Consider the following 22,191-nt stretch of genomic DNA (forward strand, 5'->3'; position numbering starts at 1 on the left):
CAGAACAGCAGTTCCGCCACGAAGTTGAACAGCAGGAGATAGATGGTGAGCGCAAGCGCGCCCGCCTTCACCAGCCGGCCGACAGGATGCAGCAGCCGCGTCTGCGGAAAGAGGAGGTGCAGCAGCACGATCGGCAGCAGCGCCCACAGCGCCGTGATGAGGTCGTAGCCAAACCCGAGCAGCAGGCTTCCCGGGACGGCGAGCCAGTCGACATCCTTCGCAGCGACGCCCAGGAGCATCAACCGGGTCGCCAGCGAGGCAACCAGGAAAACCGCAAGAAAGAGCAGCGGCGTACGGCCGAAAGTGCGTTCCAGTCCGGTACGCGCGCGTGAAATGAATGACATCCGCAAGTCCTCCCAAATTGACTTGCGAAGTATAGGCAGCGGGATGTGAAGGCCGGATGGGGGTTTTGTGAAGGATTTGTGAAATGCTTGATGCGCGTCAGGAATGGAAGCGCACACTCACCCGCGTACCCTGTTGCGGGCTGCCCTCGCCCGCATGGCTGTCGATGCCGCAGGTCCAGCCGTGCGCATCGCACACGCGTTTCACAATCGACAAGCCCAGCCCCATCCCGCCCGGCGCATCGCTGGCGCGGTAATGGCGCTCGAACACGCGTGCCATGTGCTCCGGCGGTATGCCGGGGCCGGTGTCAGCCACCGTCAGTACGCCGTCCGCATAGCCGATGTCAATCCGTCCGGACTCGGTATAGCGGGCCGCGTTGCCGATCAGGTTATCCAGCAGAAGTTGCAGCAGCGAGGCATCCGCATCAACGGTTACATGATCGGCAATATCGGTTGCAACCTGGACGTGGCGGTCCTCGCAAGCCTGGCGCACCGGTGCGATGGCGGCATCCACATAGCGTTTCAGTGCGAGCGGCTTGCGTTCATCGAGCACCAGTTCGCGGGCGAGGAAGAGCAGGCCGCGCAGGCGGCCTTCCATCGCATCCACGGAAGCGATGATGCGTCCGGCGCGGTCCCTGCTGCGTTCCTGCAGCGCCGGGTCGTCCGCGAGCAGTTCGGCGCTGGTCCGGATGCGTGTGAGCGGCGTACGCAACTCGTGGCTGACGTTGCCGGTGAACTCGCGCTCTCGTTCCAGCAATTCGCGGTTGCGCTGGCGATAACCGTCCAGCGCCTCGGCCAGCAGCGCCACCTCGCGGTCGAGGCCGGGCAGGTTCAGCGGCGTTTCGTCGTGGCGCTTGAGACGCTGCGTGATGTTTTCCAATTGATGCAGCACGCGTCCGGCGAGCCAGTAGCCGAGCCAGAGCGACGTCAGGCTCAGTACCCCGATGCCGATGAGCAGTTTCCATTCGAGCTGCTCCAGCCGTTCTTCATGCTCGCTCGCGTCGTACATCAGGTACAGGCGTTCGCTGCCGCTGTCGCGGATGCCGACGTGGTACTCGATCTTGCCGGCATACCATTCATGGATGCCGGCGGGCATGCGTGCGTATTCGGGGGGCAATTCGGGCGGACGCTGGCCGCGCGGCAGGCGAAAGAATTGCATGCGTTCCTGCCCGATCGGCAGGTCGCCCAGGTCGACGAGAGGCGCTCCGGGCTGTCGCAGCTGGTTCTCGAGGGTGGCATTCACCACCTCGTTGATCATGTCCTCTTCCTGCTCGTCGGTACTGACGAACAGCGCGACGGCCTGGATCAGCACGGCGAAGGTGGAGAGCAGCGTGAAGGTCAACGCGAGGCGCCAGCGCAGGCTATTGATCATCGGGATTCACCAGGCGGTAACCGCGGCCGTGCACGGTCTCGATCATGTTCTTTCCTTCCGGCAGCGCAAGCTCGCGGCGCAACTGCGACAGGTGGCTGCGCAGGGTATCGCTGCTCGCCTGCGGCTGCCCCCAGACGGCCTGCTCCAGTTCCTCGCGCGAGAACAGCTTGCCGGGCTGGCGCAGCATGGTGACGAGCAATGCCACACTCTTGGGCGACAGCTTGAGCGACTTGCCCTGCCAGGCGAGCGTGCCGGAGAACGGGTCGTACGCGAGTTCGCCCACGCGCACGGCGGCATCGACCACCCTGCCCTGCGCACGCTTGAGCAGCGCCTGGATGCGCGCATCCACTTCCTTCAGCGAAAACGGCTTGACGAGGTAATCGTCTGCCCCGGCATCGAAGCCGGCAAGCTTGTCGTCCAGCGCATCGCGCGCGGTGAGCATCAGGATGGGAATGCTCATCTTCGCATCGCCACGGATGCGCCGCGCCAGCGTCAGCCCGTCCATGCCGGGCAGGCCGATGTCGAGCACGACGGCATCGAAGCGCTCGGTCGTCAGCAGGTGCAGCGCGGTCAGGCCGTTGGGCGCCGCGTCCACCTCGTAGCCCTTGGCCGTGAGGTAGTCGTACAGGTTGCCGGCGATATCGGCGTCGTCCTCGGCGATCAGGATGCGCATGGTAGAGGGTGTCATGGGATCAGGAAGGGGGCACGCAGCCCCGAGAACCGGCCGAATGCAAGGCGCGGCGACGCGTCGTGGTGGTTCCACGGCAAGGAGCCGCAACACGGCAGGCGGCCGGTTATCGGGGCTGCCCTGCGGGTTCGGTCGAGAAGGCACGCATTGCGTTGTTGCGGCGCTTGCGCAGGCACCCAGCCTGCGCGGCGCACCGCGCCTAGCACTGCATGCCTTCTCGACCGAACGTGCCCCCTTCCTGCCCCCATGACACCCTCTACACGGAACGGGTGATGCCGCCGTCCACCCGCAGGTTCTGGCCGGTGATGTAGCCGGCATCGGCCGACAGCAGGAAGGCGACTGTCTTCGCAAGTTCCTCCTGCGTTCCCTGGCGGCCCATCGGGATTTGCGCGATGGTCGCTTCGTTCTGCGCGATCGAGTCGACGTAGCCCGGCAGCACGTTGTTGATGCGGATATTGGACTTCGCCACTTCGTCGGCGTAGATCTTCGTGAAGCTGCCCAGCGCCGCGCGCAGCGTCGCGGAAATCGGGAAGCGCGCCGACGGCTCGTAGGCGGCGAAGGTGGAGATGTTGACGATCGCGCCGCCGCCCTGCGCCTGCATGACTGGTGTGACGAGGCGCGCCATGCGCACCACGTTCAGGAGCAACAGGTCGAGGCCGGCATGCCAGTCGGCATCGCTCAGTTCCAGCAGCGGGCCCTTCTTCGGATGGCCGGTGTTGTTGACTACCGCATCGATGCGGCCGTGGGTATCCATTGCGAGCGCGACCAGCTTTTGCAAGTCGTCCGCGTTGTCGCTCGAACCCTGCAGTGCGATGCCGCCGAGTTCTTTTGCGAGCGCATGGATGTCTTCGGAACGGGACATCAGCACCAGCTTGTAGCCGCGCGCGGCCAGTTCGCGCGCGCAGGCGGCGCCCATGCCGCGCGATGCGGCGGTGATCAATGCAACTTTTTCCATATGTCCTGCCTCAACGTGGATCGAGGACACATCATACTAAAATGGCCGGATGGATATCACCCTGGCCGAACTGGAAGAAGCGATCAACTACTGGCGCGCGTTGCGCCCGTCGAGTGGCGAAGAGTGCGCGCTCTCGCCGGAAGTGAATGCGCTGGCGGATGTCTATGCAATGATGATTTACACCCGCAGCCGCAGCATGCCGTTCGACAGCATGCCGCCGGCGGCCAGGCAGCTGGTGGATGCCTGGCGAAACAAGATTTAATTCCCTTCGAGCGGCTTGCGCGTCACGTAGGTCCGCAACACGTACTCCGAGACATTCGCGATGTCCTGGTTGTTCATGCTCTTCTCCCACGCCGGCATGTGGCCTTTGCCATAAGTAACCGTGGAGAACAGCGTGAACCCGGTGGCGTAGTCGCGGAAATCCTGCGCATTGAAATTGCGCGGCTTGAGCTGCGCGGCACGCGGGTCCGTGCCCTTGCCGTCTCCCTGCGCGCCATGGCAGGACTGGCAGTTCGCCGCGTACACCGCCTTGCCGCGCACCGCGTCCGGCTTCAGCCCGTATGGGTAGTCGACCTGCCTGGCCTTGGAATGGTCGTGGTGCTTGTGCCGCGGGTCGCCGTGGTCATGGAAATTGTCGGCAGGCTTGCCGCCCATGAAGCGGACGATGATGTAGTCCACCAGGGTTTCCATCTGCTCGGGCGACAGGTGCTCCTTCCATGAAATCATCGCGGTGCGCTTGCCGTCCTTGGTGTAGGTGCCCTTCTCCAGCGTCTGCAGCATGTGGTCGCGCGACAGTTCTTCACGCGCCTTGGCGTTGGTGAAGTTGCGCGGCGGCGGGTCGAGCGCGAGGCGGGCCTGGGTCTGGCCGTCGCCGTCCGGACCGTGGCAGACGGCGCAATAGTGGCGGAAGAGCTTGTCCGGCTCGTCCGTGCTCATGAGGCTCTTCCACTTCTTGTCCTGGGCCATGGCGGAACCGGCGAGGGTGGCCGCGAGCAGCGCGAAAACGGCTGCCCGGCGTGCGGCTTTGCTTGGGTGCATCACGAACCTTTCCACATTATCAACAGTCGCCTGGAGCGACTTTGGGGCTCATTGTATAGCCCTGCGGAATCGCGAGAACGGAATCTACATCAAGTTTTTTCGTGGATGTGATGCCGCTTTGGCATGTGGTTCGGGTTCGTGATGTCCTCCTGCTATTTCTTTTCCATTTCCTTTTCCTGCAAGGCGCGCCACATCACCTTGCCGGTCGCGGATTTCGGCAGCGCGTCGACAAACTCCACCAGTTTGGGCACCTTGTAGGCCGCCATCTTCTGCTGCGCCCAGCCGATGATGTCGTCCGCCGTGGCGTCCGTGCCGGGACGCCTGACGATCACCGCCTTGACCGTCTCGCCGCGATAGGCGTCGCGCGAGGCGATGATGCAGCATTCCTGCACCGCCGGATGCTGGTACATCATCGATTCCACTTCCGCCGGCCAGACCTTGAAGCCGCTGGCGTTGATCATGCGCTTCAGGCGGTCCGTGAAAAAGAAAAATCCTTCCTCGTCCATGTAGCCCAGGTCGCCCGAGCGGAAGAAGCGCTTGCCATCCAGTTCGGCGAAGGCTTCCGCGGTCTTGCGCGGGTCGTTCCAGTAACCCTGGAATACCTGCGGGCCATGGATCCAGATCTCGCCGGTTTCGCCTTGCGGCACTTCCTTCATCGTAATCGGATCGACGATGCGCGAATCGACATTCAGGTAGGGCACGCCGAGGCATTGCTGCTTCATGCGGTTGGGCGGATTGACGTGCGAGGCGGCCATGGTCTCCGACAGGCCGTAACCTTCCATGTACTGCTGGCCCGTGAGGTCGAGCAGTTTCTGCGCGATCGCCGCCGGCATCGCGGCACCGCCGCCCGACACGCGCTTGAGGCCCGAGATGTCGTACTCGGCCAGGCGCGGGTTCGACAGGAAGTCGATCATCATGGTCGGGATCAGCGTCCAGGTCGTGACCTTGTAACGCGTGATCAGCTGGCCGGCCGCGTCGCGGTCCCAGCGCGGCAGTACGACGATCGCGCCGCCGGTATAGATCATCGCATTCATCACCGATTGCATGCCGGTGACATGGAAGAACGGCAGCACCGCCAGCGTGACATGGTCCGGCGCCATCGGTCCCGACCACGTCGGGCTGGCGACCGCATTGAACATCACCGAGCGGTGCGTATGGACGCAGCCCTTGGGCTTGCCGGTGGTGCCGGAGGTATAGGGCATGCAGGCGAGGTCGTCCGGTCCCGCCTCGTGCGGACGCGGCGCATGGGCGGCGGCGAGTGCGTCCTGCCAGCATACGACGCCGGCTTGGGCTGGCACGTCGCGCGGCGCGCGCACGAAGTCGGGGACATTCAGTTCCGTCGGCGCGACGAGGTAGTCGGAATAAGTGGCAACGAGCGCCGTCTGCAGCGCGCCCTTCCCCACCAGCGGCGCGGTGCGTGAAAAGATTTCCTGCGACACGATGCCGGCCTTCGCGCCGCTGTCCTCGACGTAATGCTGCAGCTCGTCGGTCATCAGCATCGGATTGACCGGCACCACCATCGCATCGGCGCGCATGATCGCGTAGAAGGCGATGATGAACTGCGGGCTGTTCTGCATGTTCAGCAGAACACGGTCGCCGCGTCCGATGCCGCAGGCATGCTGCAGGTAACCGGCCAGCGCCAGCACCTGCTCGTGCACCTGCGCATAGGACAGCACGGTGTCGTAGAAGATGATTGCGGGCTTGTTCGGATAGCGGCGCGCGGATACCTCGAGGTTGACGTACAGGCTGGTGTCGGGAATGGTGATGGCGTGCGGAAGTCCCGCCGGCCAGTGGGCGTAATGGGTGGTGTTCATTGTCTCCGTCTCGTCGTTTTTATGGGGAAAAATCATTATAGGCGCGCATGGAAAACGCTGCTTCCGGCAGGATTTTTTCTCCTGCGCTACCATCGCTTTTTTCCGTTCAAAGGAGGAATCCCATGAAGCTCTACTACTCGACCGGCGCCTGTTCCCTGTCCCCGCACATCGTCCTGCGCGAAGCAGGTTTCCCCTTCGAACTCGAACGCGTGAACCTGGCCAGCAAGAAGACCGCCGCCGACGAAGACTATCTCGCCGTCAATCCGAAGGGTTATGTGCCGGCGCTCAAGCTCGACAGCGGCGACGTGCTGACCGAAGGCCCGGCCATCGTGCAATACCTCGCGGACAAGGCGCCCGAAAAACAGCTTGCGCCGGCGGCCGGCACGATGGAACGCTACCGCCTGGTTGAATGGCTGAACTTCATTTCGACGGAATTGCACAAGCAATTCTCGCCGCTGTTCAAGCCGAACACGCCGGAAGAAACGAAGGAGGCCGCGCGCAACACCATTTCCACGCGGCTCAATATCGTCGATAAGCAACTCCAGGGGCGCGACTACCTGACCGGGAACCAATTCAGCGTTGCGGATGCCTATCTCTTCACCGTGCTCAACTGGGCACGGCCGATGAAGTTCGACCTGGGCCAATGGCCCGCGGTAGAGACATACATGCAGCGGGTGGCCGCGCGGCCGGCAGTCCAGGAAGCCATGAAGGCGGAGGGCTTGCTCAAGGAGTGACCCGGTCCGCGCTGCAACTCGATGCATTGGGGAGGTTGCAGGGATATGGACTCGAAAATCAAGACGATTGGCGCCCGCCCGCGCGTTGCCCTCGTGCTGCAAGGGGGTGGCGCACTCGGCGCCTACCAGGCGGGTGTCTACCAGGCGCTCCATGAACATGGCCTGACGCCCGACTGGGTGGTGGGCACGTCAATCGGCGCCATCAACGGCGCCATCATCGCAGGCAACAAGCGGCCGCAGCGCCTCGACCGGCTCAAGGCTTTCTGGGACGAGGTCGCGCATTCCGACCTGCTCGACATGCGCAAGGTGCCCGATTCGGCGCGCCGCCTCAACACCCTGTTCACCACCATCGACACTGTCGCACAGGGCGTGCCGGGGATGTATGCGCTGCGCTGGTTCAATCCCTTCTTCGCCGGCTGGCCGGTCGAAGCGGAATCGGCCAGCTTCTACGACACCATGCCGCTGGAAGAAACCCTGAAACGCCTGGTCGACCTCGACTGTCTGAATACGTCCAGCGGGATCCGCCTGACCGTCAGCGCGATCAAGGTCACCTGCGGCCAGCTCGCCAACTTCGACACTGCGCACCAGGCGGTGAACATCAAGCATGTGATGGCCAGCGGCGCGCTGCCACCGGGCTTTCCGCCGGTGCGTATCGACGGCGACCTGTACTGGGACGGCGGCCTGTACTCCAATACGCCGCTGGAGACGGTGCTGGCCGACGAGCCGCGCGTCGACACCATCTGCTTCATGGTCGACCTGTGGAGTCCCGACGGCCCCGAACCGAACACGCTGGAGCAGGTGTACACGCGGCAAAAGGATGTGCTGTACGCGTCGCGCTCGCGGCGCCATATCGATGCCTACCTGCGCGGTCACCGCCTGCGCCGGCTGGTGCGCACGCTGCGCGCGAAAGTGCCGGACCACCTGCTGAGCGAGGATGTGCTGCGCGAACTGGACAAGGTCGGCATCGACACCACCATGCACATCGTGCGGCTGGCCTATGCCGGCCGCGACTGGCAGATGGCGTCCAAGGACATCAACTTTTCGAAGGGATCGATCGAATGGCGCTGGGAGCAGGGCTACCAGGATGCGATGCGCGCGATCGACCATGGTGCGTGGCGCGCGGAAGCCCCGGAAGGCGCCGGGGTGCTGGTGCATGAGATCGGGCCGGACGGCCGCGAAGAGCGCTTATCGGGCTGACAGCAGACCTTGTGGCGATGCCGGCATGCGGCAGGGCAGTCCGCGCTCGGTTCCCGTATCGGCGGTTGCGCCGGCCGCATCGGCGCTGAGGCGCGACATGACGAACACACTGCCCGCCGCACGGTCGACACGGATCGGCCGGATATCGGCCATCTCCGGCCAGGCGCTGACGGATTTCCAGGTATTGCTGGCCTTGCCCAGCACCTGCAGGAAGTACTGGCCGTCCTGCCGGCGCACGCGTGCACCGACGCTGCCGTCGACGTCCATGATCCAGCGCGTCACGTCGCCATTGTTCTTCCACACCATGTCCACCTTGCCGGTTGCAGGGTCAGCGGTATAAACGTCGAACACGGCGGTGTCGCGCCGGTTGCTGACCAGCACCAGCTTGCCGGATTGCGGATCGCCCGCATGGATCACGTGCGAGGCGCTGCCCTTCCACGGCGTGAGGTTGACAGGTGTGGCGCCGGGACGATCGGTGTCGATCAGCACGACCTGAGTATTGCCGCCGCCCTCGGGGTCGGATTCATGGATCAGGTGACGGCTGTCGCAGGCCCAGTAAGGCAGGGTACGCCCGAGCCGGAACACCGCGGCGTCCCCGCCCTCGGCCGCGCGCACGAAGGTGGTCACATCCCGGCCGTACAGCGCGTGCCAGAGCAGCTTCCTGCCGTCGGGCGAAGGCTTGCTGCCACTGGGCGCATCGATGGAGGCGACGAACTTGCGCAAGGGGTCGGGCGCAGGCAGCTGGGTCGTTGCCTGGTCAGGCAGGGCTTGCCAGCCCGCGCAGCCGGCGAGCAGGCAGGCGCCGCCGGTCAGTGTGATGCGCGATGCGATCGATGCCATCTTGTCATTCCTTGTCGATGCGGGACAGCTCGGAAGTATAAACTAGCGTTTGCGCGCCAATGTAAGTCCGTCGCCAAGCGGCAGCATCGACAGGTCGACGCGCGCGTCATCGCGCAGCTTGCGGTTGAACGCCTGCAGCGCCGCCGTGTCGGCGTCCTCCGCCGGCCGCGCCACCCGCCCGCTCCACAGCACATTGTCGACGGCAATCAGGCCGCCCTGCCGCAGCAGGACGAGGCAACGTTCGTAATAGGCGTCGTAGCCGGTCTTGTCCGCATCGATGAAGGCGAAGTCGAAACGGCCACTGCGTCCTTCCGCAATCAATGCATCCAGCGTCTCCAGCGCCGGCGCGATGCGCAGGTCGATCTTGTGCGCGACGCCGGCCTGCTTCCAGTAATCCTGCCCGATGTCGGTATATTCGCGGCTGATGTCGCAGGCGACGACACGGCCCTCGTCCGGCAGGGCCAGCGCGACGGCCAGTGCGCTGTAGCCGGTGAAGGTGCCGATCTCGATCGTGTTGCGCGCGCCCAGCAGGCGCACCAGCAGTTGCAGGAATTGCCCCTGCTCCGCGGCAATCTGCATGCGCGCCAGCGGATGGGTGGCGTTGGCTTCGCGCAGCGCGGCGAGCACCGGGTGGTCGCGTAGCGAGGCGTCGATCAGGTAACGGTAGAGCGTATCGTCCAGGTTGAGCGTGCGGGTGGTCATGGCGTCTCCTTGTGGCGGCCCTCCATTGTGCAGCGATCCGTCCCGGCGCGAAACCGTGCCAGGTGAACTAGCCTCACGGCAGCACGTCTAACAAAACGGGTGTCATCCGGACATGCCCGCCGTCAACAAGGCCGCACCAATGGATACCGAGGCCGACCGCCCCCTCGCGGGCCAGACCATCCTGTTGGTGGACGATACCCCGGCAAACCTCAAGGTGCTGGCTCACGCGCTGGAGGATGCCGGGTTGCAAGTGCTTGTCGCGCTGGATGGCGAAGAAGCGGTGCGTTGCGCGCTGGCTGTGGTACCCGACCTGATCCTGCTCGATATCCTGATGCCCGGCATCGACGGCCTTGAAACCTGCCGGCGCTTGAAAGCCGAATCCACGCTGCACGATATCCCGGTCGTCTTCATGAGCGCACTGTCGGAACACAGCGACAAGCTGCGCGGCTTCCGCGCCGGCGGCGTGGATTACATCACCAAGCCCTTCGATATCCAGGAAGCCCTGGCACGCATCCGCACCCACCTCAACCTGCGCGATGCGCGACGCCACCTGGCCGAACAGAATGCGGCCCTTCAGACAGAGATTGCATTGCGCCGGCAAGCCGAAATCCGCCTGCAGCACGCCTACTGCGAGCTCGACAGCCGGGTCGCGCAGCGCACCGCGGAACTCGGGCGCGCCCATGCGCGGCTGCGCCGGCTGGTGGAGTCGAACATCATCGGTATCTACTTCTGGACCGTGGATGGCACGATCACCGAAGCGAACGACGCCTTCCTGCACCTGCTCGGCTACACCCAGCAAGACCTGCAGGACGGCAAGATCGGGCTGGCGAACATCGCGCCGCCCGGTTACCGGGCGATCGCGAGGAAGGCGCTCGACACGCTGCGCGCCAGGGGACGCATCGATCCGGTCGAACGCGAATACCTGCACCGTGACGGCACCCGCATCCCCATCCTGATCGGCGCCGCCTTCATCAATGGCGAGCAGCGCGAAGGCGTCTCCTTCGTGCTCGACCTGTCGGAACGCAAGAAGGCCGAGGAACGCATCCGCTACATGGCCGACCACGACGCATTGACCGGGCTGCCCAACCGTACGCTGCTGCGCGACCGCCTGCAGCAGGCGATCGCGCATGCGCACCGCACCGGCACGCGCGTCGCCGTACTGTTCATCGATCTCGACTACTTCAAGCACATCAACGATTCGCTCGGCCACCAGATCGGCGACACGCTATTGAAGATGGTGGCCGCGCGCCTGACCGCCTGCGTGCGCGAGGGCGACAGTGTGGCCCGACTGGGCGGCGACGAATTCGTCCTGACGCTGCCGCTGGCCGAAGACGGGTCCACCGCCGCCATCGTGGCGCGCAAGACGCTCGCCGCGCTGGACAAGCCCTTCCAGTGCTGCGACCACGAACTGCATGTCGGCAGCAGCATCGGCATCAGCCTCTATCCGGATGACGGCAAGGATGTCGACACGTTGATGCGCACTGCCGATACCGCGATGTACCATGCGAAGGAAAAGGGCCGCGGCAACTACCAGTTCTTCACGCCGTCGCTCAACCGCGCGGCGCAACGCCGCCATGCGATGACGAATGCACTGCGCCATGCATTGATACACGAGGAATTCACGCTCTTCTACCAGCCGCAGGTGGAATTGGACAGCGGCCGCATCTTCTCCGCCGAAGCGCTGCTACGCTGGAACCGCAACGGACAGGTGTCTGGCACCTGCCATGAGTTCATCACGATCGCGGAAGAAACCGGCCTCATCCTGCCGATCGGCGAATGGGTGCTGCGGCAGGCATGCCTGCAACTTCGGCGCTGGCACGAGCTGGGTTTTGCAGACCTCGACATCGCGGTGAACCTGTCGCCGCGCCAGTTCTTCCAGCCGGATTTCCGCGGCATGGTGGGCGACATCCTGCGCGACGCGGGTGTGCCGCCGTCACGACTGGACCTGGAGATCACGGAAAGCACGCTGATGCAGCGCACGGAAGACAACATGGCCACGCTCAAGCAGCTCGCCGGCATGGGCATCAAGCTGTCGGTGGACGACTTCGGCACCGGCTATTCAAGCCTGGCCTACCTGCAGCGCTTCCCGGTCGACGCGCTCAAGATCGACCGCGCCTTCGTCAGCGGCATCGGGCAGAACGCCAACGACACCGCGTTGGTCGAAGCGATCATCTCGATGGCGCACAGCCTGCGTCTGCGCGTGCTGGCGGAGGGCGTGGAGACGCCGGAGCAGAAGACCTTCCTGCAGGCGCTCGGCTGCCCGGCCGCGCAAGGTTTCTATTACGGCGCCGCGGTACCGGCGGAAGAGTTCACGGAATTGCTGCGGCGGCAGCGGATCAGCGCTTAAATGCTTTGGTCCATTTCATCGGACGGGCAGCTGTCGGCGCGATGATGACGCACGATGCGCGCCGGCACGCCAGCCACCGTGCAATGCGGAGGCACGGCGCGCAGCACGACGCTGCCAGCCGCTACCTTGCTCATGGTGCCGACCTCGATATTGCCGAGGATCTTGGCGCCCGCGCCGATCATCACACCGCTGCGGATCTTCGGATGGCGGTCGCCGTGCTCCTTGCCGGTGCCGCCCAGCGTCACGTTCTGCAAGATGGACACATGGTCTTCGACCACCGACGTCTCGCCGATAACGATACCGGTCGCATGGTCGAACATCACGCCGCTGCCGATGCGCGCGGCCGGATGGATATCGACGCCCAGTGCCACCGATGCCTGGTTGGACAGTGCGAACGCCAGCTCCTGCCGGCCTTCCCGCCACAATGCATGCGCAATGCGGTAGGACTGCAGCGACTGGAAGCCCTTGAGGTTGAGCACCACATGCAGCAGGTTGGGGCAGGCCGGATCGCGGTCCTTGACCGCCGCCAGGTCCGCGGCCGCCTGTTGCGCGATGCCGGGCGCCGCGCGCATCACGCCGTCAAACAGTTCACGCAATGCGCTCTCCGGCAAGTCTTCCGTCGCCAGCCTCCGGGCGACCACTGCCGCGATCGACGCTGCAAGTGTCGGCCGGTCCAGCACCATCGCCTTCAGGCGCGGCAGCAGGATGGGTTCGCACGCGGCCGCCTGCTCGGCTTCCGCGCGGATCTCGTGCCAGATGCTGTCCTGCGTCCACGCCTGCGGCCGCATGTCCGCGAACACGGCGGGCGCGGACAGCAGGGATGCCGGGATCGCGCTGCGGCGGGCGAGCGTGGCGTCGGTGGTGTTCATGCTTTTCCTTTCCATGGCGGCAGCATCGCTGTCCCAAAAAACAAAATGGCCGCAGGTCGTGAACTCTGCGGCCATCGGAATCTGTCGAATACGCGTGCGTCAGTCGGCAGGCCCCAAAGGCCGGCCACGACAACAAATCTGTGCGGAAACAACGCGCTTGTCCATGTGTCCAAACAAAAAGAGAATATGCTTAGTGCCAAATCGTCTAAGGGCCATTAAAGCATATTTTCACCGGCACTGCCCGACCAGTGCGCTTCTTGCAAAACTTCTTGCACCATAATTGCCAGGATGGAAAGAATACGCGTCGGCCTCATTTCCGACACCCACAACCTGCTGCGCCCCGAAGCCGCGCTGGCCCTGAAAGGCGTCAGCCGGATCATCCATGCCGGCGACATTTGCGATGCACACGTCCTGCGCGAACTGGAAGCGATCGCGCCGGTGACGGCCGTACGCGGCAACAACGACCGCGGGCCATGGGCGCACACGCTGCATGAACGGGAACGCATCGATATCGGCGGCGTCGCGATCTACGTCGTGCACGACCTGCATGACCTCGACGTCGTGCCCGAGCGGGAGGGCATCAAGGTTGTGGTGTCGGGGCATTCGCACCGGCCGCTGATGAAGATGGAGAACGGCGTGCTGTATATCAATCCGGGCAGCGCGGGGCCGAGGCGGTTTACGCTGCCGATTTCGATCGGGTTCCTCGAGATTGCCGACGGACGCGCAAAGGGACGCCTGCAGACGCTGGAAGTCGGCTAGTAAATCTGTTCGCCCGCCTGCGCGCCGCCACGCGCATCTGCAGCACCGGTCATGCTTAACGCGACCGCTTCGGCCACCTTGATGCCATCCACGCCGGCGGAAAGAATCCCGCCCGCATAACCCGCGCCCTCGCCCGCCGGGAACAGTCCCTTCACATTCACGCTCTGGAAGTTGTCCAGGCGCTTGATGCGCACCGGCGACGACGTGCGCGTTTCCACGCCGGTCAGCATCGCATCGGCCATCGCATAGCCGCGAATCTGCCTGTCGAATGCCGGAATCGCCTCGCGCATCGCTTCGATCGCGTAGGCAGGCAGCGACGGCGCAAGGTCGGTCAGGTGCACGCCGGGCTTGTAGGACGGCTGCACCGAGCCGAATGCCTTCGACGGCCGGCCGGCGAGGAAATCGCCGACCAGCTGGCCGGGCGCGTCGTAATTGCCGCCACCCATTTCAAAGGCACGCGATTCGAGTTCGCGCTGGAAATCGATACCGGCCAACGGATGTTTGTCCCCGCCAAAATCCTCAGGGTTGATGCCGACCACGAAGCCGCTGTTGGCATTGCGCTCATTGCGCGAATATTGGCTCATGCCATTGGTGACCACCCTCCCCGCCTCCGACGTCGCAGCGACCACCGTGCCGCCCGGGCACATGCAGAAGCTGTACACGGTGCGGCCATTGCCGCAGTGATGGACCAGCTTGTAATCGGCCGCGCCGAGCAGCGGATGGCCGGCGAACTTGCCGAAGCGCGCGCGGTCGATCACGGACTGCGGATGTTCGATGCGGAAGCCGACCGAGAACGGCTTGGCCTCGACATACACGCCGCGGTCGTACAGCATCTGGAAGGTGTCGCGCGCGCTGTGGCCGACTGCCAGCACCACATGATCGGTAGCGATGCGTTCGCCGCCTTCCAGCACGACGCCGCGCACCTGGCCGTTGTCGATCTCGATGTCGGTCACCTTCGCTTCGAAGCGGAATTCGCCGCCCAGCGAAGCGATCGTCTCGCGCATCGCCTCCACCATCTTCACGAGGCGGAAGGTGCCGATGTGCGGCTTGCTCACGTAGAGGATTTCCTCAGGCGCGAATGCTTTCACGAATTCGGTGAGCACCTTGCGGCCGTAATGCTTCGGGTCCTTGATGCCGCTATGCAGCTTGCCGTCGGAGAAGGTACCCGCGCCGCCCTCGCCGAACTGCACGTTGGACTCGGGATTGAGCTCGCGCTTGCGCCACAGTCCCCAGGTATCCTTGGTCCGCTCGCGCACCACCTTGCCGCGTTCGAGGATGATCGGACGGAAACCCATTTGCGCGAGGATCAGGGCGGCGAAGATGCCGCACGGACCGAAGCCGATCACCACCGGACGCGATGCGGTCTGCGCCGGCGCCTGCGCGACGAACTTGTAGCTGGTGTCCGGCGCAACCGTGACATTCGGCAATGCCTTTGCGAGCACTGCCGCCTCATCCTTCACCTCCACCTCGAGGGTGTAGACCAGCGTGATCTGGCTGCGCCGGCGCGCATCGTAGCCGCGGCGGAAAATCGTCAGGCCGAGCAGGTCGGCGCCGGCAATCTTCAGGCGGTCGAGGACGGCCGCACGCAGGTCGGCTTCAGGGTGGTCGAGCGGGAGGATGACGTTGGTGAGTCGGAGCATGCGGTGAACCTTCAGGGAAGGCTGCTATTTTACCGCACGGCACCCCCGCCAACGGCATCGATCCCGCAGGCGCTGCGTCAGGTGTTACTTGCCCGGAGTGGCGCTGTTGGATGAACCCGACGTGCCCGATACGCCGGTCTTGTCCTTGGACATGGATCCGGAAGAAGTACCGGATGCCGACGTGCCGGCAGGTCCTTGCGATCCTGACGCCGAATTCTTCATGCTGCTCACATCCTGCGCCATGTTGAGGTGCTGGCTGACCACCGGTTCCATCTTCGCGACCAGTGCCTTGAGGTCCGGATCACTGGCGCGCTTTTGGGCGCTCTGCAACATCTTGTGCGTGTCCTTGTGATCGTTCAGGCCGCCCTGCTTCATGTACTGCTTGTCGAACTTGTCACCTTCGAGTGCGGAGAGTTTCTTTGCCATCGCCTTGTGCTTGTTGTCCGGTTCGGTCGGCAAGGTCATGCCCTTTGCCTGGGCCAGCTGTTCCAGGTCCTTCTGCGCCTGCTGGTGGTCGTCGACCATCTTTTGCGCAAAGTTGCGCACCTGGTCGTTCTTCGACTGGCTGAGCGCAATCTTGCCGGCTTCGATCTCTGCAAGGTTCGACACGGCCAGTTCGTTGACAATGTTCTGGTCGCCACGGCTCATCGACTTGCCGGATTGCGCGCTGCTGCTTGCTTTACCGGAAGAACCGGAAGACGCAGCAGACTGTGCCTGCGCGCCAGGCACGCTGAACAGCATCGCCAGCAAGGCGACTCCAAACATTCGGTTGAGAATCTGACGTTGTTGCATATGGCCTCCTTCATGGACGTGACGGCAATAGCCGGGATTGACATCCTTCGATGCCTTCGATGGAAGAGGCAATGTGCATGCCAGTCGGGCAAGAGCGCGCGAATACGCCTTCGCAGCACGACAGCGGGAAGAGACTACAGGCAGGAGGAAAAAATTACAGGAACACGATGCGCAAAAAAAAAAGTGCCAAAGCTTGCGCTTTGGCACAAGTCTTGCCGGATTGCTCCGACAAGCGCCCATGAAAATGAGGCTGGCGAGAAATGCCGCGTGCGAACAGAAATGCACGCAGCCAGGTCGCGAGGCTCGCTGCGCGCCTTGCGGCGCTCCCCTTTCCGTGCAGCGTCCTCGCAAACCTCAAGTCTCTCTAGCCGCGTTGCCTCTTTTCACACTTGCATTCGATCGTTCCGAGTACATTGCCCTGCGGATCGACAGTCTCCAGGAACACGTCAAAGCCCCACAGCCGCGCCACATGCTTGAGCACCTCGTCCGCCTGTCCGTTGAGCGGACGGCGCAGGTACTGGTTGTGGCGCAGCGTCAGCGAGCGCTGGCCGCGCGTGTCCACCGACCACACCTGGATGTTCGGCTCGCGGTTGTGCATGTTGTACTGTCCCGCGAGCTGCTCGCGCAGGTAGCGGTAGCCGTCGTCGTCATGGATCGCGGAGATCTGCAGCTTGTCCTTCTTGTCGTCGTCCAGCACAGCGAAGAAGTGGAAGTCGCGGATCAGCTTGGGCGACAGGTATTGGGAGATGAAACTTTCGTCCTTGAAATTGCGCATCGCAAAGTCGAGCGTCTTCTTCCAGTCGGTGCCGGCGATGTCCGGGAACCACTGGCGGTCCTCGTCCGTCGGGTTTTCGCAAATGCGGCGGATGTCGCGCATCATCGCGAAGCCGAGCGCATACGGGTTGATGCCGTTGAAGTACTTGCTGGTGACCGGCGGCTGGTACACCACGTTGGTGTGGCTCTGCAGGAACTCCATCATGAAACCGTTGCCGACCACGCCTTCGTCGTACAGCTGGTTGAGGATGGTGTAGTGCCAGAAGGTGGCCCAGCCTTCGTTCATCACCTGCGTCTGGCGCTGCGGATAGAAGTACTGGGAAATCTTGCGCACGATGCGCACGATCTCGCGCTCCCAGGGCTGCAAGAGCGGCGCGTACTTCTCGATGAAGTAGAGCAGGTTTTCCTGCGGTTCCGGCGGGAAGCGGACGGGCGCGGCCTCGGCCACGACCTCCTGCTTGCGCGGCAGCGTGCGCCACAGGTCGTTGACCTGCGACTGCAGGTAGGCTTCACGCTCTTCCTGGCGCTCGCGCTCCTTGGCTAGGGAAAGCTTCGCCGGACGCTTGTAGCGGTCCACGCCGTAGTTCTGCAGCGCATGGCAGGAATCGAGCAGCAGCTCCACCGCCTCGATGCCGTAACGCTGCTCGCACTCGGCGATGTAGTTCTTCGCGAACACCATGTAGTCGATGATCGCTTCCGCATCGGTCCAGGTGCGGAACAGGTAGTTGCCCTTGAAGAAGGAGTTGTGGCCATAGGAGGCGTGCGCGATCACCAGCGCCTGCATCGTCAGGCTGTTCTCTTCCATCAGGTAGGCGATGCAGGGATTGGAGTTGATGACAATCTCGTACGCCAGTCCCATGTAGCCGCGGCGGTAGCTCTTCTCGGTGGAAAGGAAATGCTTGCCGAAGGACCAGTGCGCGTAGGACACCGGCATGCCGACCGATGCGTAGGCATCCATCATCTGTTCGGCGGTGATGATCTCGAGCTGGTTCGGGTAGGTATCCAGGCCGAAGTTCTCCGCGACGCGGCGAATTTCGCTGTGCGCCTGCTCGATCAGTTCGAACGTCCATTCCGATTGGTCCGGCAGGCGCGCAGGCTTGACCGCCTTCTTCCGTCCGGTCTTCTTGGCAGGGGCTTTGTCGAGGACTTTGATCATTTTGGTTGCTTCTTGAACAGTTCCCTGAATACCGGGTAGATATCAGCCGGCGACTCGATCTTCTGCTGCGCAAAGTGCGGGTGGTAGTCCTGGACCTGCAGGTACTCGTACCACAGGTTTTGCGGCTCGCCGTCCGTGATCTCGACGTAGGCGTAGTACTGCACCAGCGGCATGATCTTGTCGACCAGCAGTTCGCGGCAGGTCACCGAATCGTTGTCCCAGTTGTCGCCGTCCGAAGCCTGGGCGACATAGATGTTCCAGTCGCTGGTCGAATAGCGCTCGTTGATCACCTTGTTGAGCAGGTGCAGCGCGGACGACACCACGGTGCCGCCGGATTCGCGGGAATTGAAGAACTCGTCTTCCGTCACTTCGGTTGCCTGCGTGTGATGGCGGATGAACACCACCTCGATCTTTTCGTAGGCACGCTCGAGGAACAGGTAAAGCAGGATGAAGAAACGCTTGGCCGCATCCTTCTTCGCCTGGTCCATCGAGCCCGACACGTCCATCACGCAGAACATGACAGCCTGGCTGGACGGCTTGGGCACCTTGATGCGGTTGCTGTAGCGCAGGTCGATCGGATCGAGGAAGGCGATGCCGTCGATCTTGGCGCGCAGGTGGTGGATCTCCTTGCGCAACGCGATGATGCGGTAGTCGTCTTCGAAGGTGCTCTTCAGCAGCTCGTTCATCTCCTGTTCCGCCTCGCGCAGCCGCTTGCGCGACTTCGAACCGACGGCGATGCGGCGGCCGATCGCGCCGCGCATCGAGCGCAGCACATGGATGTTGGTCGGTGTGCCGGAGATGGTGTAGCCCGCGCGCTGGTTGCGGAACTCGTTGATGGACGTGAGCTGGGTCTTGACCAGGTTGGGCAGTTCGAGGTCTTCGAAGAAGTAGTTCATGAACTCTTCGCGCGTCAGCTCGAAGGTGAAATCGTCTTCGGTGATTTCCTCGCTGTTGCCCGCCTTGCCCTTGCCGGCGCCACCGCCGCCCTTCGGCCGCTGGATCTGGTCGCCCTTCTGGTATTGCTCATTGCCTGGGCGCACGACTTCCCAGATACCGCCATGCGCATGGCCGAACGTGGGTTCGTTGATGTCCTTGACGGGGATGGATACTTTTTCGCCTTTCTCGACCTCGGTGATCGAGCGGCCCTTGATGGCGCGTTGTACGGCGTCCTTGATCTGGCCCTTGTAACGCCGCAAGAAGCGTTCGCGATTGACCGCGGACTTGTTCTTGCCCTGCAGACGCCGGTCGATGAGGTGAGCCAAAGTGCCTCCTGAAACTGTATGGGCGTTGTTTTCTCCCTCTCAAGCTCGGAGAGAGGGATTGTCCTGCAACATCTGCCTGTCCCTTCCCCCTGCAAGGGAGAGGGGACAGGCAGGTTATGGAGCAGGCTGTTACTACATCACGACGACTTGCGAACCCGCAGGTACCACTCGCACAGCAGACGCACCTGCTTCGCGGTGTAACCCTTGGCCACCATGCGCGACACGAACTCCTGGTGCTTGTTCGCATCGTCGGCGCTGGCCTTGGCGTTGAACGAGATCACCGGCAGCAGCTCCTCGGTGTTCGAGAACATCTTCTTCTCGATCACGGTGCGCAGCTTTTCGTAGCTGGTCCAGGTCGGGTTCTTGCCGCTGTTCTGCGCACGCGCGCGCAGCACGAAGTTGACGATCTCGTTGCGGAAGTCCTTCGGATTGGAAATCCCGGCGGGCTTCTCGATCTTTTCGAGTTCGCTGTTCAGTGCCTCGCGGTCGAAGCTCTCGCCGGTGTCCGGATCGCGGAACTCCTGGTCCTGGATCCAGAAGTCGGCGAACGTCACATAGCGGTCGAAGATGTTCTGGCCGTACTCGGAATAGCTTTCGAGGTAAGCCGTCTGGATCTCCTTGCCGATGAACTCGACGTAACGCTGCGCCAGGTACTCCTTGATGTACGACATGTACTTCTGCTCGGTCTCGGGCGGGAACTGCTCGCGCTCGACCTGCTGCTCGAGTACATACAGGAGGTGCACCGGGTTGGCGGCGACTTCGGTGTTGTCGAAGTTGAAGACCTTGGACAGGATCTTGTACGCGAAGCGGGTCGACAGGCCGTTCATGCCTTCGTCCACGCCGGCGTAGTCGGTGTACTCCTGGCGCGACTTCGCCTTCGGATCGGTGTCCTTCAGGTTCTCGCCGTCATATACCTGCATCTTGGAGAAGATGCTGGAGTTTTCCGGTTCCTTCAGGCGCGACAGCACCGCGAACTGCGCCATCATCTTCAGCGTGCCGGGAGCGCAGGGCGCCTTGCCGAGCGAAGAGCTGGTGATGAGCTTTTCGTAGATCTTGATCTCTTCCGACACGCGCAGGCAGTACGGCACCTTCACGATGTAGATACGGTCGAGGAATGCTTCGTTGTTCTTGTTGTTGCGGAATGCCTTCCACTCGGATTCGTTCGAGTGTGCGAGCACGATGCCGTCGAACGGGATCGCGCCGAAACCTTCGGTACCCTTGTAGTTGCCTTCCTGCGTGGCGGTCAGCAGCGGGTGCAGCACCTTGATCGGCGCCTTGAACATTTCGACGAATTCCATCAGGCCCTGGTTCGACAGGCACAGGCCGCCGGAGTAGCTGTAGGCATCCGGGTCATCCTGCGAGTAGTCTTCCAGCTTGCGGATGTCGACCTTGCCGACCAGCGAGGAGATGTCCTGGTTGTTTTCATCACCCGGCTCGGTCTTCGAGATCGCGATCTGCTTGAGCACCGACGGATAACGCCTGACCACGCGGAACTGGTTGATGTCGCCGTTGAACTCGTGGAGGCGCTTCACTGCCCACGGGCTCGGGATGGTCTTGAGGTAGCGGCGCGGAATGCCGAAGTCCTCTTCGAGGATCTGGCCGTCTTCTTCCGCATTGAACAGGCCGAGCGGCGATTCGTTCACCGGCGAACCCTTGATGCAATAGAAGGGCACATGTTCCATCAGCGACTTGAGTTTCTCCGCGATGGAGGACTTGCCGCCGCCGACGGGGCCGAGCAGGTAGAGGACCTGCTTGCGCTCTTCAAGGCCTTGCGCGGCATGACGGAAATAGGAGACGACCTGCTCGATGACTTCCTCCATTCCGTAGAACTCGCGGAATGCAGGATAGATCTTGATAACCTTGTTGGCGAAGATACGCGAGAGACGCGGATCGTGGCGGGTGTCGATAAGCTCGGGCTCGCCAATCGCTTCAAGCATGCGCTCGGCGGCAGTGGCATAAGCAAGGCGATCGCGCTTGCACAACTCCAGATATTCTTGCAGGGAGTATTCCTCTTCCCGAGTCCGCTCATACCGTGATGCGTAGTTGTCAAAGATCTTCATTGGGCTTCCTTTGATAATTGTCTACCGGTCGTGTGGGTGTCGGATACAGACTGATTTTCCACTCCGCAATTTAATAATACGCAGAATTTTTTCTCGTCGATAGGAAATTTTTCGGTTTTTTTTATGCGTGAATTTTGTTGAAGAAAAGGCTTTCAACATGTTCTTTTCAAAGAGGAATTTATCGCTGTTTTTTTTGAGAAACAGCGTACGGCGCATAAAACTTTTTCGCGCGAATGCTGTCGCCAGGCGACGTTATTCCAGTGTGCAAATGACACTGCACGTGCATAAATGCGACACTCGATGTGCGCAGGTAGAAAACATTGAAGACTGGTGTCAACCGATAGCGACATCCAATCGTTGGATATGGATGGGTGAGTGGAACTGCTTCTTGTGCAGCAGGAATCTTCGCCTATAGTGGTGTTGTAACTTGAACGCCCAATCCTTCAGCCGCTCTTCGAATCGGCCGCGGACTTTTTTGTTTTCATTGCGCGGCGCATTCCACTTTCCACATCCTCATCCGTTTGCTTCCGCCGCGCGGCGGCGATCTGCCTTCAACGCGAAACGCGCGGGATCGAGGGCTTCAACCAGTTCCCTTTCGATCGGCAGTGCATCCCCTTCCAGCATGGACGCGAGCAGTTCCGCAGCGAAGGCGGCCCACACGATGCCGCGCGAGCCATAGGCAAGCAGACCGTACAAACCGGGCAGGCGGGGAACATCGCGCAATCGGCTGCCGGAGATCGGCAAGCACATGTCCGGCAATGCGCCGACGAGCGGCAAGCGATCCGGCGACGCACAACGAAAGCCGACCCTTCCCGCCATGGGGATATCAACTTTCGCCAGCGGCAATACCC

At 62.7% G+C, this 22,191-nt stretch carries 19 protein-coding genes and 1 pseudogene; 5 read left to right on the top strand and 15 right to left on the bottom strand.

Translation table 11 applies throughout. From position 1 onward, the window contains the following. From AYR66_RS13805 to AYR66_RS13820, 4 genes are all read right to left on the bottom strand, one after another. Positions 1–344, bottom strand: a 344-nt coding sequence (locus tag AYR66_RS13805) for a hypothetical protein (protein WP_206047171.1), incomplete at its 3' end; no start/stop codon positions are given. 97 nt (positions 345–441) lie between these two features. Beyond that, complete coding sequence (locus AYR66_RS13810) at positions 442–1,713, bottom strand: sensor histidine kinase (RefSeq protein ID WP_088707957.1); 1,272 nt, start codon at positions 1,711–1,713, stop codon at positions 442–444. Further along, the gene (locus tag AYR66_RS13815) at positions 1,703–2,401 is read right to left on the bottom strand and encodes a response regulator transcription factor (protein WP_337367030.1); all 699 of its coding nucleotides are present in this window, start codon (positions 2,399–2,401) and stop codon (positions 1,703–1,705) included. Before AYR66_RS13815 ends, AYR66_RS13810 begins: the two co-directional genes overlap by 11 nt. A 256-nt stretch (positions 2,402–2,657) precedes the next feature. Then, positions 2,658–3,356 carry an SDR family oxidoreductase gene (locus AYR66_RS13820; protein WP_088707959.1) on the bottom strand — a complete coding sequence of 233 codons (699 nt, stop codon included), beginning with the start codon at positions 3,354–3,356 and terminating at the stop codon, positions 2,658–2,660. 49 nt (positions 3,357–3,405) lie between these two features. On the opposite strand from AYR66_RS13820, the gene AYR66_RS13825 reads away from it, so the two are divergent. After that, entirely contained in the window at positions 3,406–3,618 is a 213-nt protein-coding gene (locus tag AYR66_RS13825) for a DUF3717 domain-containing protein (protein ID WP_088707960.1), read from the top strand. Here the strand turns inward: AYR66_RS13825 and AYR66_RS13830 are convergent. Further along, a complete protein-coding gene (locus AYR66_RS13830; RefSeq protein WP_088707961.1) occupies positions 3,615–4,394 on the bottom strand; it encodes a c-type cytochrome in 780 nt (259 codons plus the stop codon). The genes AYR66_RS13825 and AYR66_RS13830 overlap by 4 nt on opposite strands. Positions 4,395–4,546: 152 nt before the next feature. Then, positions 4,547–6,208 (bottom strand): long-chain fatty acid--CoA ligase, encoded by a 1,662-nt coding sequence (locus tag AYR66_RS13835; protein WP_088707962.1) that lies wholly within the window; start codon positions 6,206–6,208, stop codon positions 4,547–4,549. A 122-nt stretch (positions 6,209–6,330) separates the two neighbouring features. Here AYR66_RS13835 and gstA point away from each other — a divergent pair, with 122 nt between their 5' ends. Together gstA and AYR66_RS13845 are read left to right on the top strand one after the other, a co-directional pair. Further along, a complete protein-coding gene (gene gstA, locus AYR66_RS13840) occupies positions 6,331–6,942 on the top strand; it encodes a glutathione transferase GstA (RefSeq protein ID WP_088707963.1) in 612 nt (203 codons plus the stop codon). 45 nt (positions 6,943–6,987) lie between these two features. Continuing rightward, the gene (locus AYR66_RS13845) at positions 6,988–8,139 is read left to right on the top strand and encodes a patatin-like phospholipase family protein (RefSeq protein WP_234814901.1); all 1,152 of its coding nucleotides are present in this window, start codon (positions 6,988–6,990) and stop codon (positions 8,137–8,139) included. Here AYR66_RS13845 and AYR66_RS13850 read toward each other — a convergent pair. Together AYR66_RS13850 and AYR66_RS13855 are read right to left on the bottom strand one after the other, a co-directional pair. Continuing rightward, a complete protein-coding gene (locus AYR66_RS13850) occupies positions 8,128–8,979 on the bottom strand; it encodes a TolB-like translocation protein (protein ID WP_088707965.1) in 852 nt (283 codons plus the stop codon). The genes AYR66_RS13845 and AYR66_RS13850 overlap by 12 nt on opposite strands. Before the next feature lie 42 nt (positions 8,980–9,021). After that, positions 9,022–9,681 carry a class I SAM-dependent methyltransferase gene (locus AYR66_RS13855; protein WP_088707966.1) on the bottom strand — a complete coding sequence of 220 codons (660 nt, stop codon included), beginning with the start codon at positions 9,679–9,681 and terminating at the stop codon, positions 9,022–9,024. Between the two features lie 112 nt (positions 9,682–9,793). On the opposite strand from AYR66_RS13855, the gene AYR66_RS13860 reads away from it, so the two are divergent. After that, complete coding sequence (locus tag AYR66_RS13860; RefSeq protein ID WP_088707967.1) at positions 9,794–12,028, top strand: EAL domain-containing response regulator; 2,235 nt, start codon at positions 9,794–9,796, stop codon at positions 12,026–12,028. Here AYR66_RS13860 and cysE read toward each other — a convergent pair. After that, positions 12,025–12,897 (bottom strand): serine O-acetyltransferase, encoded by an 873-nt coding sequence (cysE, locus tag AYR66_RS13865; protein WP_206047172.1) that lies wholly within the window; start codon positions 12,895–12,897, stop codon positions 12,025–12,027. The two genes, AYR66_RS13860 and cysE, sit on opposite strands and share 4 nt — an antisense overlap. Positions 12,898–13,185: 288 nt before the next feature. Between cysE and AYR66_RS13870 the strand changes: the two genes are divergently transcribed. Continuing rightward, positions 13,186–13,656 carry a metallophosphoesterase family protein gene (locus AYR66_RS13870; protein WP_206047173.1) on the top strand — a complete coding sequence of 157 codons (471 nt, stop codon included), beginning with the start codon at positions 13,186–13,188 and terminating at the stop codon, positions 13,654–13,656. On the opposite strand, the gene AYR66_RS13875 is transcribed toward AYR66_RS13870, so the two are convergent. From AYR66_RS13875 to AYR66_RS13900, 6 genes and pseudogenes are all read right to left on the bottom strand, one after another. Continuing rightward, positions 13,653–15,296 (bottom strand): NAD(P)/FAD-dependent oxidoreductase, encoded by a 1,644-nt coding sequence (locus AYR66_RS13875; RefSeq protein WP_088707968.1) that lies wholly within the window; start codon positions 15,294–15,296, stop codon positions 13,653–13,655. The genes AYR66_RS13870 and AYR66_RS13875 overlap by 4 nt on opposite strands. 84 nt (positions 15,297–15,380) lie before the next feature. Continuing rightward, the gene (locus AYR66_RS13880) at positions 15,381–16,088 is read right to left on the bottom strand and encodes a DUF4142 domain-containing protein (protein ID WP_234814902.1); all 708 of its coding nucleotides are present in this window, start codon (positions 16,086–16,088) and stop codon (positions 15,381–15,383) included. 364 nt (positions 16,089–16,452) lie between these two features. Continuing rightward, the gene (locus AYR66_RS13885) at positions 16,453–18,018 is read right to left on the bottom strand and encodes a SpoVR family protein (RefSeq protein WP_088707969.1); all 1,566 of its coding nucleotides are present in this window, start codon (positions 18,016–18,018) and stop codon (positions 16,453–16,455) included. Beyond that, complete coding sequence (locus tag AYR66_RS13890; protein ID WP_088707970.1) at positions 18,015–19,280, bottom strand: YeaH/YhbH family protein; 1,266 nt, start codon at positions 19,278–19,280, stop codon at positions 18,015–18,017. Before AYR66_RS13890 ends, AYR66_RS13885 begins: the two co-directional genes overlap by 4 nt. Positions 19,281–19,417: 137 nt before the next feature. Next, on the bottom strand, positions 19,418–21,340 hold the full coding sequence (locus tag AYR66_RS13895) for a PrkA family serine protein kinase (RefSeq protein WP_088707971.1): 1,923 nt from the start codon (positions 21,338–21,340) through the stop codon (positions 19,418–19,420). Positions 21,341–21,853: 513 nt separating this feature from the next. After that, positions 21,854–22,191: pseudogene (locus AYR66_RS13900) on the bottom strand (tRNA U-34 5-methylaminomethyl-2-thiouridine biosynthesis protein); the annotation flags it as partial.

This window comes from Noviherbaspirillum denitrificans (assembly GCF_002211445.1).
Lineage (GTDB): Bacteria > Pseudomonadota > Gammaproteobacteria > Burkholderiales > Burkholderiaceae_D > Noviherbaspirillum > Noviherbaspirillum denitrificans.